11 protein-coding genes are annotated in these 14,787 nt (G+C 61.9%); 6 read left to right on the forward strand and 5 right to left on the reverse strand.

Annotated features, from left to right (window positions below; genetic code table 11):
• Complete coding sequence (locus ACYP2A_RS10125; protein ID WP_459744856.1) at nucleotides 1–1,125, forward strand: class II histone deacetylase; 1,125 nt, start codon at nucleotides 1–3, stop codon at nucleotides 1,123–1,125.
• A 560-nt stretch (nucleotides 1,126–1,685) separates the two neighbouring features.
• On the opposite strand, the gene ACYP2A_RS10130 is transcribed toward ACYP2A_RS10125, so the two are convergent.
• The 4 genes from ACYP2A_RS10130 to ACYP2A_RS10145 form a co-directional block, all read right to left on the reverse strand.
• Complete coding sequence (locus tag ACYP2A_RS10130; protein WP_459744857.1) at nucleotides 1,686–2,942, reverse strand: D-mannose isomerase; 1,257 nt, start codon at nucleotides 2,940–2,942, stop codon at nucleotides 1,686–1,688.
• 87 nt (nucleotides 2,943–3,029) lie between these two features.
• Nucleotides 3,030–4,655, reverse strand: coding sequence for a methyl-accepting chemotaxis protein (locus ACYP2A_RS10135; RefSeq protein ID WP_459744858.1), 1,626 nt, complete (start codon nucleotides 4,653–4,655; stop codon nucleotides 3,030–3,032).
• Nucleotides 4,656–4,786: 131 nt separating this feature from the next.
• Nucleotides 4,787–5,929, reverse strand: a complete 1,143-nt coding sequence (locus tag ACYP2A_RS10140; RefSeq protein WP_459744859.1) for a glycerate kinase — start codon at nucleotides 5,927–5,929, stop codon at nucleotides 4,787–4,789.
• A gap of 91 nt (nucleotides 5,930–6,020) precedes the next feature.
• Nucleotides 6,021–7,130, reverse strand: coding sequence for a sugar diacid recognition domain-containing protein (locus ACYP2A_RS10145; protein WP_459744860.1), 1,110 nt, complete (start codon nucleotides 7,128–7,130; stop codon nucleotides 6,021–6,023).
• Nucleotides 7,131–7,266: 136 nt separating this feature from the next.
• Between ACYP2A_RS10145 and ACYP2A_RS10150 the strand changes: the two genes are divergently transcribed.
• A complete protein-coding gene (locus tag ACYP2A_RS10150; RefSeq protein ID WP_459744954.1) occupies nucleotides 7,267–8,412 on the forward strand; it encodes an alpha/beta hydrolase in 1,146 nt (381 codons plus the stop codon).
• Nucleotides 8,413–8,546: 134 nt separating this feature from the next.
• Here ACYP2A_RS10150 and ACYP2A_RS10155 read toward each other — a convergent pair whose 3' ends face one another.
• Entirely contained in the window at nucleotides 8,547–9,260 is a 714-nt protein-coding gene (locus ACYP2A_RS10155; protein WP_459744861.1) for a FadR/GntR family transcriptional regulator, read from the reverse strand.
• A 392-nt stretch (nucleotides 9,261–9,652) separates the two neighbouring features.
• Here ACYP2A_RS10155 and ACYP2A_RS10160 point away from each other — a divergent pair, with 392 nt between their 5' ends.
• The 4 genes from ACYP2A_RS10160 to ACYP2A_RS10175 all read left to right on the forward strand — a co-directional run bounded on the left by ACYP2A_RS10160 (nucleotide 9,653) and on the right by ACYP2A_RS10175 (nucleotide 14,779).
• Entirely contained in the window at nucleotides 9,653–10,999 is a 1,347-nt protein-coding gene (locus ACYP2A_RS10160; RefSeq protein WP_459744862.1) for an MFS transporter, read from the forward strand.
• Between the two features lie 60 nt (nucleotides 11,000–11,059).
• Entirely contained in the window at nucleotides 11,060–12,412 is a 1,353-nt protein-coding gene (gudD, locus tag ACYP2A_RS10165) for a glucarate dehydratase (protein WP_459744863.1), read from the forward strand.
• A 134-nt stretch (nucleotides 12,413–12,546) separates the two neighbouring features.
• Nucleotides 12,547–14,214, forward strand: coding sequence for a hypothetical protein (locus ACYP2A_RS10170; RefSeq protein ID WP_459744864.1), 1,668 nt, complete (start codon nucleotides 12,547–12,549; stop codon nucleotides 14,212–14,214).
• Between the two features lie 22 nt (nucleotides 14,215–14,236).
• The gene (locus ACYP2A_RS10175) at nucleotides 14,237–14,779 is read left to right on the forward strand and encodes a hypothetical protein (protein WP_459744865.1); all 543 of its coding nucleotides are present in this window, start codon (nucleotides 14,237–14,239) and stop codon (nucleotides 14,777–14,779) included.
• Nucleotides 14,780–14,787: the final 8 nt, after the last annotated feature.

The raw sequence follows: 14,787 nt of genomic DNA on the forward strand, positions 1-14,787 counted from the left end.
ATGAACAAAACCGCGTTTTTCTTCGACGAACTCAGCCTGTGGCACAGTGCCGGGCCGCATGCCCTGATTCTGCCGGTGGGCGGCTGGGTGCAGCCACCTGCGGCCGCCGGCCACGCCGAATCACCGGAAACCAAACGGCGCCTCAAGAGCCTGATGGACGTCAGCGGCCTGACCCGCCAGCTTGAGGTGCGCAGCGCCGCCCCGGCCAGCGAAACAGACCTGTTGCGCGTGCACCCCACCCACTACCTGCAACGCTTTCGCGAGATGAGCGAAGCCGGCGGCGGGCGCCTGGGCGAGGATGCGCCCATCGGACCTGGCAGCTATGAAATCGCCAGGCTTTCGGCGGGGCTTGCCATTGAGGCAGTAGAGGCGGTGTTACTCGGTGAAGTGCGTAACGCCTACTCGCTGTCGCGCCCGCCGGGGCATCACTGCTCGGCCGATCAGGCGATGGGCTTTTGCTTTTTCAATAACATCGCCGTGGCCATCGAGGCCGCCAAGGCACGTCACGGGCTGGACAAGGTCGCTGTCATCGACTGGGATGTTCACCACGGCAACGGCACGCAGTCGATCTTCGCCTCACGCGCCGATGTGCTGACCATTTCCCTGCATCAGGAAGGTTGCTACCCGGCCGGCTACAGCGGCAGCGAAGATCGCGGCGAAGGTCAGGCACATGGCAGCAACCTGAACATTCCCCTGCTGCCCGGCAGCGGTGACGACGCTTACCAGTACGCCATGGACCATCTGGTAATCCCGGCGCTGGAGCGCTTCGAACCGGAACTGATCATCGTCGCCTGCGGCTATGACGCCAATGCCGTCGACCCGTTGGCGCGCATGCTGCTGCACAGCGACTCGTTTCGCAACCTGACCCGCAAGGTCCGCGAAGCGGCCGAGCGGCTGTGCGGCGGGCGACTGGTACTGGTGCACGAAGGCGGCTACGCCGAAGCCTATGTACCGTTTTGCGGCCTGGCGACGATGGAGGCGCTGTCGGGCTTGCGTACCGAAGTCAATGATCCGCTGCTGGCGTTCATCGGCCTGCAACAACCCAACGCACAGATGCAGGCCTTTCAGCGCCAGTTGCTGGATGCGCAGCGGCAGGCATGGCTCCAGACCAACACCTGTCCGTAGGAGCCGCTTTAGCTGCGATAGAGTGCGAAGCGCTCGCAATTTTACGACTGCTCGCGCAGCCGATCGCGGATGAATCCGCTCCTACGTGCTAATGCCGATCAGTTAAGGCGAAACACGGATCCGTAGGAGATCACCCGCCGCCGCGCTGTCGCGCAGCAAACATGGGACCTGATCTGCACCCCAAAAGTTGGACACCCATCTGACTTTCTGGGGTCAGATCAACCTGTAGGAGGGAGCTCTGCTCGCGATCGGCTGCATTAGCAGTCGTAAATGTTCAGCGTTTCATAGATTTCTGTGAGCGCTTCGCGCTCAATCGCCAGCAGAGCTGCCTCCTACAGGTTGGTGTTTTTTAATTCAATAAAATCAATAACTTATTTTATGTTTGATGAGAGTGAGCGCAAGCATCGCGAATGCTTCAGTACAAACACAGCAGATGTGCCGGTTTTACGGGCCCTTTCGCGAGCTTAAGGGGGCGGCCATCCGCATCACTCCGTATTCGGTGCCAGACGAAATATCGGCGAAACCAGCTTAATTGATCGGCATTACTCCTACGTGCGGTTCTACCCCTGCGTTTGCCGCGCCAACCCGCTGGCCAGGCTTGGCGCCAATGGCAACATCGGCAGCAACACCGCCTGATACGCGTGATAAAGATCCGGCTTGCCCGGCCAGATCCCGGCGCTGGGGCGGTTGTTTTCGTCCAGCTCGTGGCGCCAGCTGCCGTGTTCCAGGTCGATGAAGCGGGTTTCGTTGAATTCCCAGAAACGCCGATACCAGGCTTCATAGAACGGCTCGCCACTGTGTTGCAACAGCGCAGCGGCAGCGGCTACCGCTTCGCAATGGGTCCAGTGCAAACGCTGGCGGATCACCGGACGGCGCTCGGCGTCCAGCGTGTAGACGATGCCCGGCGCACCATCGACCTCCCAGCCATGCCGGCAGGCACTGTCGAATAACTGATGGGCTTGTTTGGCCAGCCAGCCCGGTGCGTTGCAGCGGTTTTCCAGCAGCGCCGCTTCCAGGTGCAGCAACAGCCGCGACCATTCGAAACCATGGCCGGGTGTCGTGCCATAAGGACGAAACGGGTGGGCAGGGTTATCGCGGTTATAGTCCGGCAGCGGTTCCCAGCGCTGGCTGAAATGCTCCACCACCTGAAAATCGTTGGCCGCCGCATGTTGATGAATCAGTCGCTCGGCGATGCGCAGCCCGCGCTCCAGCCACTGGCCGTCGCCGCTGACATCGGCCAGCGCCAGGAAGGCTTCAAGGCCGTGCATGTTGCTGTTGGCGCCGCGATAGGCCTCTTCAACCTGCCAGTCGCGCGAGAACGACTCGCGCAACGCGCCCTCTTCGTCGCTCCAGAAACGCTCGATAATGACGTCTGTGGCGTCATCGAGCAGTGCCTGCGCCGTCGGCCGTCCGGCCACCACCGCCGAGCTGGCCGCCAGCGCCACGAAGGCATGCAGGTAAGCCTGTTTGTCGGTATGCCCGCCCTCGTCCAGCGGCGCATCGAACCAGCCGCCGTGTTCGGCGTCGCGCAATGGGCCGTGCAAGGCCGCCAGGCCGTGGTCGATCAGTTCGGCAAAGCCCGGAATGCCCTGGATGTGTGCCAGCGAAAAGCAATGCACCAGACGCGCGGTATTGAGGGTATGGGCCCTGGCGCCGACGCGCAGCCGGCCATAGGTGTCCAGATCGCCAAAGCCCTGCTCCAGCCGGGCCGCCCTGGCAAAACCCAGCAGGCGCGCGCCCTCGTGGTTCAGCCACTGACGATGGGCAGGCGCACGCAGCCAACGGCTGACGACCTGCGGGGTGAGATGCTTGTACATGACGCACTGCCCTCTTCTACCTGACCATGATGACCGACCGTGGCGATGATGCGCGCCAAGGTCAGCCATCGGCAAGCGGCGATTCGGTCAGACCTTGAAGCGCGCCACTACCTGGTTCAGGTCGCCGGCCAGACGCGACAGCTCGTTGCTGGAGGCGCTGATCTGGTTGGCACCTTGCGTCGATTGCATCGACAAGTCGCGGATATTGACGATGTTGCGGTCCACTTCCCGCGCTACCTGGGCCTGCTCTTCGGCGGCGCTGGCGATCACCAGGTTGCGCTCGGAAATCTGATTGATGGAGCTGGTGATTTCGCTCAGCGATTCACCGGCGCCACGGGCCATTTCCAGGGTGGAGCCAGCACGATCGCGGCTGGTCTGCATCGACTCCAGCGCTTGCGCCGAACCGTTGCGCATGGCGTTGACCATGGTGTCGATTTCCAGGGTCGACTGTTGAGTGCGATGCGCCAAGGCGCGCACTTCGTCGGCCACCACGGCAAAACCGCGACCGGACTCACCGGCACGCGCCGCCTCGATGGCGGCGTTGAGCGCCAGCAGGTTGGTCTGTTCGGCAATCGAGCGGATCACATCCAGCACCTTGCCGATGTCCTGCGACTGGTTGGCCAGGTTTTGTACCAGCGTCGAGGTCGATTGCACGTTGTCGGTCAGGGTCTGGATCGACTGCACCGTGTCGAGCACCCGTTGCTGGCCGGCCTTGGCCGAAGCGCTGGAATGGTTCGAGGCATCGGAGGTCGACACCGCGTTGCGCGCCACCTCTTCGACCGCCGAGGTCATTTCGTTGACCGCCGTGGCGGCCTGGTCGATCTCGGCGTTTTGCTGGTGCAGGCCGCGATAGCTGTCTTCGGTGACCGAGTTCAGCTCGGTCGCGGCTGATGCCAGCTGCGTCGCCGAGCTGCCGATATGACGCATGGCTTCGCGCAAATTATTCTGCATCTGCTGCAAGGCACGTTGCAGACGGGTGACTTCGTCCTCGCCCTCGACATGAATGTCGTGGGTCAGGTCGCCGCCGGCCACATGCTCGGCAGCACGTACTGCGCTCTCGAGCGGACGCACGATACTGCGGGTCAACCACAGCGCCAGGCCGATAGTTGCCAGCGCGGCAATGATCACAAAGATGATCACGATCGAGCGTGAGTGCATGTACTGCTCTTCGGCGGCCTTGCCTTCGGCATCGATCTTCTTGCCGTAGTAATCGCCCAGGTCGGCCAGCTGTTTGCCCGAACCATCGACGATCTGCTTCATGTCGACCTGCAGCAGCTTGATCAGCCCGGCGTTGTCCTTCTGCGCAGCCAGCACGAAAGAGCGGTCCAGACCGCTGCGATATTCACCCAGCGTCACGCGAAACTGCTCGGCCAGCGCTTTTTCTTCGGGGGTATCGATGAATTTGTTGAGTATCTCGAGTTTGCCGTCGAGGTCTTTGAGGCGGGTGTCCATCTGCCCCTTGTAGGTCGCCACGTTAGCCGGATCCGGGTCCAGCGCCATGCGCAGGGAAATGGTGCGGATGCGCAGCATGATTTCGCGGGTATCGCTGACCACGCGCATGCTCGGCACCCAGTTGGTTTCAACCGCGACCTCGCTCTCACGGATGGTCTGCATTTGCACCAGCGCAAACCAGCCAAGCACAGCCACAAGCAGGGAAATCAAAGTAAAGCCCAGGCCCGCACGGCGGGCGATGGTCAGATTGCGTAGATGCATGGCTACGACTCTTTTTATAGGGTGGCTGAATCAATGGAGGGTTGTCGGACAACCTCACCCCACCCTATCGGCCCTGCCGGGTGCATCTTTAGGGCCTGTTGCCATCATTTGTTACATCTGACCGATCCGTATCAACGCCCGCGTGCCGCCAGATCCCACAGCCGCGCCAGGTCCCGGGCGCGGTCATGTAGCAGCGGTGCGGCGTGACGGCAGGCGTCGTCCAGGGTCAGTGGACCATTGGCCAGGGCGAAGGCGGCATGGATGCCGTGGGCGTAGAGTTGCTCGTAGCCTTCGCCTAGCGTGCCGGCCAGTACGATCACCGGTACGTTGTGGCGCCCGGCAAAACGCGCCACGCCCAGCGGCGTCTTGCCGCGCAGGGTCTGGGCGTCGAAACGGCCTTCGCCAGTGATCACCAGGTCGGCGCCGAGCAAGGCCTGTTCAAGCCCGGTCAGTTCAGCAACGACCTCGACACCGGGGCGGAAGGTGGCATTCAGAAACGCCTTGGCCGCAAAGCCCATGCCGCCAGCCGCGCCGCTGCCGGGGCTGTCGCGCAGATCACGACCCAAGACGTTCGCGCAGTGATCGGCCAGGTTTTCAAGGGCGGCGTCCAGCGCCAGTACCTGCTCGGGCGAAGCGCCTTTTTGCGGACCGAAGATGTGCGACGCGCCGTGCGGGCCGCACAGGGGATTGTCGACATCGGCGGCGATTTCGAAACGCACATCGGACAAGCGTGTATCCAGCCCGCTCAGGTCGATGCGCGCCAGTTGTGCCAGGGCCAGGCCGCCGGGCGCCAGTGGCTCGTCGTTTTGGCCGAGAAAGCGCACACCCAGCGCGGCCAGCATGCCGCTGCCGCCGTCGTTGGTCGCACTGCCGCCGATGGCCAGAATCACTCGTTGCGCGCCGGCATCCAGTGCCTCGCCGATCAATTGACCGGTGCCGTAGGTGCTGGTGATGCGCGCATCGCGCTGGTCGCGGGTCAGCAATTGCAAGCCGCTGGCGGTGGCCATTTCGATGATTGCGGTGCGACTCTCGGCCAGCCAGCCCCAGCCCGCCTCGACCGGCGCGCCCAACGGGCCGTGGACGCGGGCGCTGCGCAACTGGCCGTTGCAGGCCTGCAACACCGATTCGATAGTGCCTTCGCCGCCGTCGGCCATCGGGCAGATGCGCAGTTCGGCTGCGGGCCACACTTCGCTCAGGCCGCTGGCGATGGCCTGGGCAACCGCCTGGGCGCTAAGGCTGTCCTTGAACGAGTCGGGGGCAATGACGATTTTCATGGGTGCAACTCCTCTTCTTGTGCCCGCATGTTCGCATCCAGACAACGGCTTTACCGTGGGCCTGCGCACAATGGTCTGCTCGCCCTGTCAGTCATTTGCACAACACACTGTGATCGGGCGTGACCTGCCGGCCCAGGTACAGGCGCAGCAGGTCATCGCTGTGATACGGATCGCAGCCGGTGAGTTCGGCGATTTTTTCCAGCCGATACCGCAGGCTGTTGCGATGAATGCCCAGCGCTTCGGCGCACACCTGGCTTTCGCCGCTGTGCTCGAACCAGCGGTCGAGGGTTTCCAGCAACTGCGGGTGTTCGTGCAATTGCCTGATGGGCGCTGCGATTTCCTGCGCCAGCCAGTCGTGACGATGGCGCCAGAACAACACGGGTAAACGCAGGTCCTGCAAGTGCAGCAGGCGCTGGGCGGGACGGATCTGGCTGGCGTAGTCCAGCAGGTCCAGCGCCGCCGCGCAGGCCTGGCGCAACGCCGGCAATCCTTGTGAAAGCTCGGCAGTGGCGATGCGCAGGATCGGCCAGCCGTGTACGTCGGCCTGCTCCAGCAAATGGGCATCGTCATGGCCGCGCTCGCGCTCGACCACCCGGCACCAGTACAACAGCGTCGGTTCGCGCAGCATGCACCAGCTTTGCGGGTAACGGCTGCTGAGCCTGGCGAACAGCGGATGGCCGATGTCCAGCGGCTCGCCCAGGCGAATCAATACCGCCTGGCGCGGCTGTTGCGGTTGCAGGCCCAGATGCCGGGCTTCATCCACCAGGCTGTCGGGGCAATCACCCCACAGCAGGCGCGCCAGCAATTCTTCGCCACGTTGCCGGCGCCACTGCCGGTCGGCTTGCTGGCGGCGCTGCTCCATGAGCATTTCAGCGGTCATCTTGACCAGCTCGCCATACACCCGCACCTGCTCCGGGTCGCCGGTGATGCCCAGCACGCCAATCAACTGATGGTCGAGCATCAGTGGCAGATTGACCCCAGGCTTGACCCCGCCCAGACGGCTGGCGGCGTGGGCATCGATTTCCACCACCCGGCTGGTCGCCAGCACTTCCTGTGCGCCTTCATGGCGGGTGCTAAGGCGTTCAGCATCGCCGCTGCCGATGATGATGCCCAGATAATCCATGACATTGACGTTGTAAGGCAGGATCGCCATGGCACGGTCGACGATGTCCTGGGCCAGGGCGCGATCAAGGGCGAACATGGCAGTCTCCAGTGGCAGGATCGGCATGCCGATACATTTTGTTGAATTTATGAAGGCCGGAGTGTGCCTGAAAGTGATGCGCGGCGCGAAGTGCATGGCACAGTGCCGGTTGTTCTTCTTCGTCAGGGTTCTGAATGTGATCCGCTATCGTTTGCTCACCGTGTTGTGCGCCCTTCTGCCGCTGCAAGCCTGTGCCTTGAAAGCCGATGACACGCAGGCGCCGGCCGGTTTTTCCGGCTATCGGCAACAGACCGTGCAACTGATCCAGAACCACCGTGCCTTCCAGACCGGAAACCGCGACGCCGAGCTTGACTGGAACGCACCACAGGAATGGCGCCCGGCCGGCACACCCAGGGCCGGCGTGCTGCTGGTGCATGGCCTGGGGGATTCACCGTGGTCGTTTCATGACATCGGCCGCACTCTGGCCGATCAGGGTTATGTCGTGCGCACGGTGCTGTTGCCCGGCCACGGCACGCGCCCCGAGGACATGCTTGAGGTGACGCTGGAGCAGTGGCAACACGTGGTACGTGAGCAGGCCGCGCAACTGGCGCGTGATGTGCCGAAGGTGTACCTGGGCGGCTTTTCGACCGGCGCCAATCTGGTGCTTGATTACGCCTACGAACACGAAGAGATCGCCGGGTTGCTGCTGTTTTCGCCGGCGTTTCGCTCCGACAGCACCTATGTGTGGCTGACGCCCTGGATCAGTTGGGCGCGACCCTGGCTGGCCGAACCCAACGACGGTATACGCCCGATGCAAACGCCGGTGCGTTACCTGAATGTGCCCACCAACGGCTTTGCCCAGTTTCACCTCAGCAGCGTGCTGGCGCGCAAACGGCTGGTCGAAAAGCCGTACACCAAGCCCGTGTTCGTCGCCCTGACCGAGCATGACTCAGTGCTCGACACCGGCTTTGTGCTGAGCAGTTTCAATGAACGCTTCACCCATCCGGCCAGCCGTCTGGTCTGGTACGGCAACGAGCCGATCAAGCAAACGCCAAGGGTGCTGGTGCGTGAGGACTATCTGCCTGAGCAGCATATCAGCCAGTTTTCCCATATGGGCCTGTTGTTTTCACCAGACAACCCGCTGTACGGGCCACAAGGCAGCCAGCGCATTTGCTGGAACGGCCAGGAGCAACCCGACATGGCCCGCTGCGTGGCCGGCGAGCCGGTGTGGTATTCGGACTGGGGCTATCGGGCGGCGGGCAAAGTGCATGCCCGGCTGACATTCAATCCGTATTACCAATGGCAGGCGCAGGTGATGCTGGACGTGATGCAAGCCCCGTAGATTCTGTAGGAGCTGCCGGGCGGCGAACCGCTTCAGCAGCGAATGGCCCGACGCAGAATTGTGTCGTCTGTTTCCCGGCTAAAGCCGGTCCTACGCGGATCGCCGCCCGGTCGGTCCTACGAGTCCGCCTGTGATCACTCCAGCGGCACCAGCCGCTCGCGGCTGTTGCTAAGGTGTGTCCACATCGCCGCGCGGGCGGCGTCGGGGTCTTTGCGGCGGATGGCGCTGAGCAGTGCTTCGTGTTCCAGGTTGGCCAGGTAGCCGTGCTTGGCCAGGTTGCTGCCGGCGCGTTCGCTGCTGGCGATGCGTGTGCGCGGGATCACTGCGCTGCCCAGGTGCTGCATGATTTCAAGAAAATACGGGTTGCCGGTGGCTTCGGCGATCAGCATATGAAAGCGCTTGTCGGCTTCGACGCAGCTGTCTTCCTTGGCCAGTGAATCCTGATAGTCGTCCAGCGCCTGGCGCATCAACACCAGGTGCTCGTCGGTACGGCGCAACGCCGCCAGGGCCACAGCCTGGGTTTCCAGACCGATGCGCAGTTCGATGATGTCGCGCACCCGTGAGGCGGTTTCGACTTTAAGGCGCAGGCCGGTCTGCTCTTCGCGCTCCAGCACGAAGGTGCCCTTGCCCTGATGGGTAACCACCAGCCCCGAGGCCTGTAACTTGGAAATAGCCTCGCGCACCACCGTGCGACTGACGCCGTGCTCACGGACGATTTCGTTCTCAGACGGCAGCTTGTGCCCCGGTGCGATCTTGCCCAGCAGAATGCGCTGGCTCAGTTCGGTGACCAGATCGGTGGCCAGGCTGTGTTGCCGCCGTTTGGGGGCGGCACCCGAGGTTTCTTGCATGACAATCATCCGGACGCAGGTTGTATTTTTTCACGCCTGACCAAGGGGTCGAACGGGATGGCCACAGGGCGTTGCCTGCTGACGCTACGGCGGATAATAGCACCTGGCTGCGGCCTGCCAACTTGTCAGACAGGCATTTCAACTTGTTCAGCTTGTATAACAAGCTATCAAGACAGAATTTTTCTCCAGACAAAAAATCGTCACCGCTATAAAAAATTTTAATTCAATAAATACAAGAACTTAATATAAATTACGAGCGTCCCTCAGCGAATAACCACCGCCCGCCATCCCGCACCCTCTTGCGACAAAAACAATAACTTGTATGATGACCGACAAAGCTGGCGACGACCTGCTTGAACCCGCATAAAAATAACGAGTGGGAGAAAACCCAATTGAGCACATCCAATTCCGGTGTGAGCAGTGGCGCGGATCCGGTCCTGCAATCGGCCATTTCCAAAGTCAAACGCCATGTACTGCCGCTGTTCGTCATCATGTTCATCGTCAATTACATTGACCGGGTGAACATCGGTTTTGTGCGTTCGCACATGGAAACCGACCTGGGCATTGGCGCTGCCGCCTACGGCTTCGGTGCCGGCCTGTTCTTCATCGGTTACGCGCTGTTCGAAGTCCCCTCCAACATGCTGCTGCAAAAAGTCGGCGCCCGAATCTGGCTGACCCGCATCATGTTCACCTGGGGTGTCGTGGCCGCGTGCATGGCCTTCATCCAGAACGAAACCCACTTCTATATCCTGCGTTTCTTGCTGGGCGTGGCCGAAGCGGGCTTCTTCCCTGGCGTGATCTACTACTTCACCCGCTGGCTGCCCGGCGTCGAGCGCGGCAAGGCGATTGCCATCTTCCTCAGCGGCTCGGCCATTGCTTCGCTGATTTCAGGACCCCTGTCCGGCCTGCTGTTGCAGATCACCGGTTTTGGCATGAAGGGCTGGCAGTGGATGTACTTCATCGAGGGCATGTTCTCGGTGGGCCTGTGCTTCTTTGTCTGGTTCTGGCTGGACTCCAAACCGCATGACGCCAAGTGGCTGAGCCGCGCCGAACAGGACGCGCTGGTCAATGCCATCGACGCCGAACAGGCAGCCCGCGAAGCGGCCAGCCCGGTGAAGATGTCGATGATGCAGTTGCTCAAGGACAGTCAGATCGTCCTGTTTTGCCTGATCTACTTCCTTATCCAGCTGACCATCTATGCCGCGACCTTCTGGCTGCCGAGCATCATCAAGAAGATGGGCAACCTGACCGATTTCGAAGTCGGCATGTTCAACTCGATCCCGTGGCTGCTGTCGATCATCGGCATGTACGTGTTCGCCAGCCTGGCGGGTAAATGGAAACGCCAGCAAGCCTGGGTCGCCATGGCCCTGCTGATCGCAGCCGCCGGCATGTTCATGTCGACCACCGGCGGGCCGATCTTCGCCTTCGTCGCCATCTGCTTCGCCGCACTGGGCTTCAAGTCGGCCTCCTCGCTGTTCTGGCCAATTCCGCAGGCGTATCTGGATGCCCGCATCGCCGCAGCGGTGATCGCACTGATCAACTCGGTGGGTAACCTGGGCGGCTTCGTGGCGCCGACCACTTTCGGTTTTCTGGAACAGCACACCGGCTCGATTCAGGGCGGCCTGTATGGCCTGACCGCGACGTCGATTCTGGCCGCCGTGATTGTCTTTTATGCCCGCAACAAGCCCAAGCCTGGCGCCACACCGGTGGCAGATATCAAAGCCTCGACCAGCCATTGATTGCACTGTTTTTCATCACCTGAGCCCAACAAGAAAGACTTGATCAAAAAGGATTCGACCATGACCCAACAGACCGCTCAAACCCACGGCAAGACGCCTGTCATCACCAGCCTGCAGGTCATTCCGGTGGCCGGCCACGACGACATGCTGCTCAACCTGAGCGGCGCCCATGGCCCGTACTTCACCCGCAATATCCTGATTCTCAAGGACAGCGTCGGCAACACCGGCGTCGGTGAAGTGCCGGGGGGCGAAGCGATCCGTCAGACCCTGGAAGATGCGCGCACACTGGTGGTCGGCAACGGCATCGGCAGCTACCAGAAAATTCTCAACGAGGCGCGCAAGGCCTTTGCCGAACGCGACTCGGCCGGCCGTGGCCTGCAAACCTTCGACCTGCGCATCGCCATCCATGCCGTGACCGCACTGGAAGCGGCGCTGCTCGACCTGCTCGGCCAGCACCTGGAAGTACCAGTGGCGGCCCTGCTCGGTGAAGGCCAGCAACGCGAGGCCGTGGAAATGCTCGGTTATCTCTTCTACGTCGGCGACCAGGACCAGACCAACCTGCCCTACCGCCGCGAGCTGGACGCCGACAACGACTGGTTCCGCGTGCGCCATGAAAAAGCCCTGACCCCTGAGGCCGTCGTGCGCCTGGCCGAGGCGGCGCACAGCCGTTATGGTTTCAAGGATTTCAAACTCAAGGGCGGCGTGCTGCGCGGCGACGAAGAGATCGAAGCGGTCACCGCGCTGGCCGAACGCTTCCCCGATGCACGCATCACTCTGGACCCCAACGGTGCCTGGTCGCTGAAAGAAGCCATCCGCTTGTGCCGTGACCAGCACCATGTGCTGGCCTACGCCGAAGACCCGTGCGGCGCTGAAAACGGCTATTCGGGCCGTGAAGTGATGGCCGAGTTCCGTCGCGCCACCGGCCTGCGCACCGCCACCAACATGATCGCCACCGACTGGCGGCAGATGGGCCACACCATTCAACTGCAATCGGTGGACATCCCGCTGGCCGACCCGCACTTCTGGACCATGCAGGGTTCGGTGCGCGTGGCGCAGATGTGCAACGAGTGGGGCCTGACCTGGGGTTCGCATTCCAACAACCACTTCGATATTTCACTGGCGATGTTCACCCATGTCGGCGCCGCCGCACCGGGCGAAATCACCGCACTGGACACCCACTGGATCTGGCAGGACGGCCAGCGTTTGACCAAGGAGCCATTCCAGATCGTCGACGGTAAAGTCCATGTACCGAAAAAACCGGGCCTGGGCGTCGAGCTGGACATGGACCAGGTGCACAAGGCCCACGAGCTGTACAAAGGCATGGGCCTGGGCGCCCGCGACGACGCCGCCGCCATGCAGTTTCTGATTCCGAACTGGACGTTCAACAACAAGCAGCCTTGCCTGGTGCGTTGATTGAACATTTGAATTCGTAAACCCTGGCCACATTGCTGGCACACGGCGCGCAACCCCCTTGCGCGCCGTTTTTTTTGCTGGATGATGCGTACTCCATCTCGCCGGGGCGGCCCTTTCGCCCGAGGAGCTACGCCATGAGCAGTACCGCGCCCCAGTGCTTTGCCATACGTCCGCTGAGCACGCGCTTGCAGAGCTTTCACAGCCCCGACGTGCAACTGCTCGATCCGCTTACCGGCCTGCTGCAAACCGTCACGCCCAAGGATTATGCACAGGTCGACCCTGACGTCTGGCTGCGTCATACCCTGGCCGACCTTGACCGGCTGGCGAAGCTTGAAAGCCGGCAAGCCGGGCGCTTTTTGCAGGTCAGGCAGTCGCTGATCGAGGCACTGGTCAACCGCCTGGCGCCGATTCTGGTCGATGAGGCGGCGACACCGGCGGTGACACCCGATGTGCCGCGCGAGATGCTTCTCGAGCGTCTGGCGCAGCAGTTGCTGATGGGCTATGACACCCCGGCGATCATCGGCCGCACATCAGCGGCAAGGCATACGCTGGACAGCGGCTGGGCATTCGTAGAGGCCTCGCCTGTCGGTCTGCAACGCAGTATCGAGGTGCATGGCAAGGGACGTGCGACTCTGCCATTGCGGGCATGTCCGGGCTCGCCCCTGCCGCTGGCTCAGGCCATGGGCGAAAGAGCCGGGCCGCGTTCGGTCGATGAGGCTTTGTATTGGGATTATCAGGTGACCGTGCAGCACGCCAGCGCGGCGCAGGATCAGTTATCGCTGCACCTGACGTTCAATGAAAGCGCCTGCAACGACGAGCAAACGGTCGCAAACAACGGGATCGGCGAGCGGCTCAATGCACTGGCCCAATACATCGAGGTACAAGACACGCTGTGGCAGATCATTGAAGAAACGCAACATCCGCAACGACTCACAGCCCTGGCAACAGCCGCGTACCTGTTCGAACGCATCGCGCAAAGCTGGGCGGCACCTGACCCGATTGCGCTCGACGAACGTCCTGCAACGGCGGGCAGTACGCCTGCTGACACGCACCGCTACCGCATCCGCTTCGACCCACGGCAATCGGAACAGCAAGCGCTGCATGACACCCTGACCCTGGAACGCCTGCCCAGCACCGACCCGCTCGACTGGCCAACGATCAGCGTGGTGATGGCGGACGGTACGCTGGTCGCGCTTACCGCCGAAACAGCCGTGGCCGATACCCGTCTGTACCGTTTTCCTGCGGCGTCGGCCGAGTCGGTTGCGGTACTGTCCGACATGACCTTGCAACTGACTTTCCACGACCTGCCCATCCTCCGTTACCAGCAAGCGCAACTGGCAATGAGCGTGGTGCGTAATGCACAACTGCTCGACGCCCAGCGCACGAATGAGGCGTTCATTTACCGCACGCCTACGGTGGGCTTTGCCACGGCGCTGGAACCGTCGCTGCGTGTCGAGACGTACCTGCCCATCGGCGCGTGGCGTTCAAGTGCCGACGACAACCCACTGACGACGGTGTTTGCGCAGTTATTCGAAGCGCATCCGATCGATAACCTGCTGAGCATCAAGGCGCAATACGCCTGTTTGACAGAAGACGTGCCAGAGACTCGCCTGCCGGTACTCATGAGGGTACCTGCGGCCTATGAGCCGGGCATTATCGTCCCCGCCATTATCGACAACCTTGGCCAATGGCTGGAGCAGACTGCGCCGTCGACAGTGGACGCCCGCTGGTTGTTCGACCTCACGCTGCATGGCAAGCACGAAACTTTGCTGGTATTGCGGGTCGAATCCGTCATTGTTTGAGTGCCAATCCAGGGAGATGTAGATGGCCAATCGTGTTTTTTTCCTCAACCACAATCAGGCCGAGGCCGTAATCGGGGCCGAGCTGCAAGAGGCCTGTTTGTTGGCCGCCAGCTATCAACTGCCGATTTTATGGCTGGCCTTGTTCGATACCGATGACCTGGTCAACGTCGCCGTGCCGTGCGAAAACGATGAGGGCGAAGCACTCACCGAGCAGGTGCTGACCTGCTTTGCCTCTCTTGAAAAAGCACGGGCAACTTACGCCTCGCGCAGGGAAAGGCTACAAAAGGCGCTGGACCCGGATCATGCGCCCGCCGTGGCTGAGTGGGATGAATTTGTTGCCTCTCTGAGTGGGTCTGCGGTGCAGATCGATCTGATCGAGCTATGGATGCTGTATGGCGACAACGCGGCGCTGGATGAGCAAATCAGAGAGTGGCTGGCAGGCCTTGATGACACCGCCAGCACGCAATGGGCATCCATCTGCGATCAGGCCAATCTGGATGATGCGGACGTGCGCCGTAATGGCGTTCGCGGCTATCCGTGGAATGTCGAGACTGGCTGGCAGTAACGCAGGAA

The sequence above is a fragment of the Pseudomonas sp. 3A(2025) genome, from assembly GCF_054589175.1.

Bases quoted from the DNA above. Each gene is read 5' to 3' on its own strand.
- ACYP2A_RS10135 (WP_459744858.1), bottom strand. From the start codon at position 4,655: ATGCATCTACGCAATCTGACCATCGCCCGCCGTGCGGGCCTGGGCTTT.
- ACYP2A_RS10125 (WP_459744856.1), top strand. From the start codon at position 1: ATGAACAAAACCGCGTTTTTCTTCGACGAACTCAGCCTGTGGCACAGT.
- ACYP2A_RS10140 (WP_459744859.1), bottom strand. From the start codon at position 5,929: ATGAAAATCGTCATTGCCCCCGACTCGTTCAAGGACAGCCTTAGCGCC.
- ACYP2A_RS10145 (WP_459744860.1), bottom strand. From the start codon at position 7,130: ATGTTCGCCCTTGATCGCGCCCTGGCCCAGGACATCGTCGACCGTGCC.
- gudD (WP_459744863.1), top strand. From the start codon at position 11,060: ATGACCCAACAGACCGCTCAAACCCACGGCAAGACGCCTGTCATCACC.
- ACYP2A_RS10175 (WP_459744865.1), top strand. From the start codon at position 14,237: ATGGCCAATCGTGTTTTTTTCCTCAACCACAATCAGGCCGAGGCCGTA.
- ACYP2A_RS10170 (WP_459744864.1), top strand. From the start codon at position 12,547: ATGAGCAGTACCGCGCCCCAGTGCTTTGCCATACGTCCGCTGAGCACG.
- ACYP2A_RS10155 (WP_459744861.1), bottom strand. From the start codon at position 9,260: ATGCAAGAAACCTCGGGTGCCGCCCCCAAACGGCGGCAACACAGCCTG.
- ACYP2A_RS10130 (WP_459744857.1), bottom strand. From the start codon at position 2,942: ATGTACAAGCATCTCACCCCGCAGGTCGTCAGCCGTTGGCTGCGTGCG.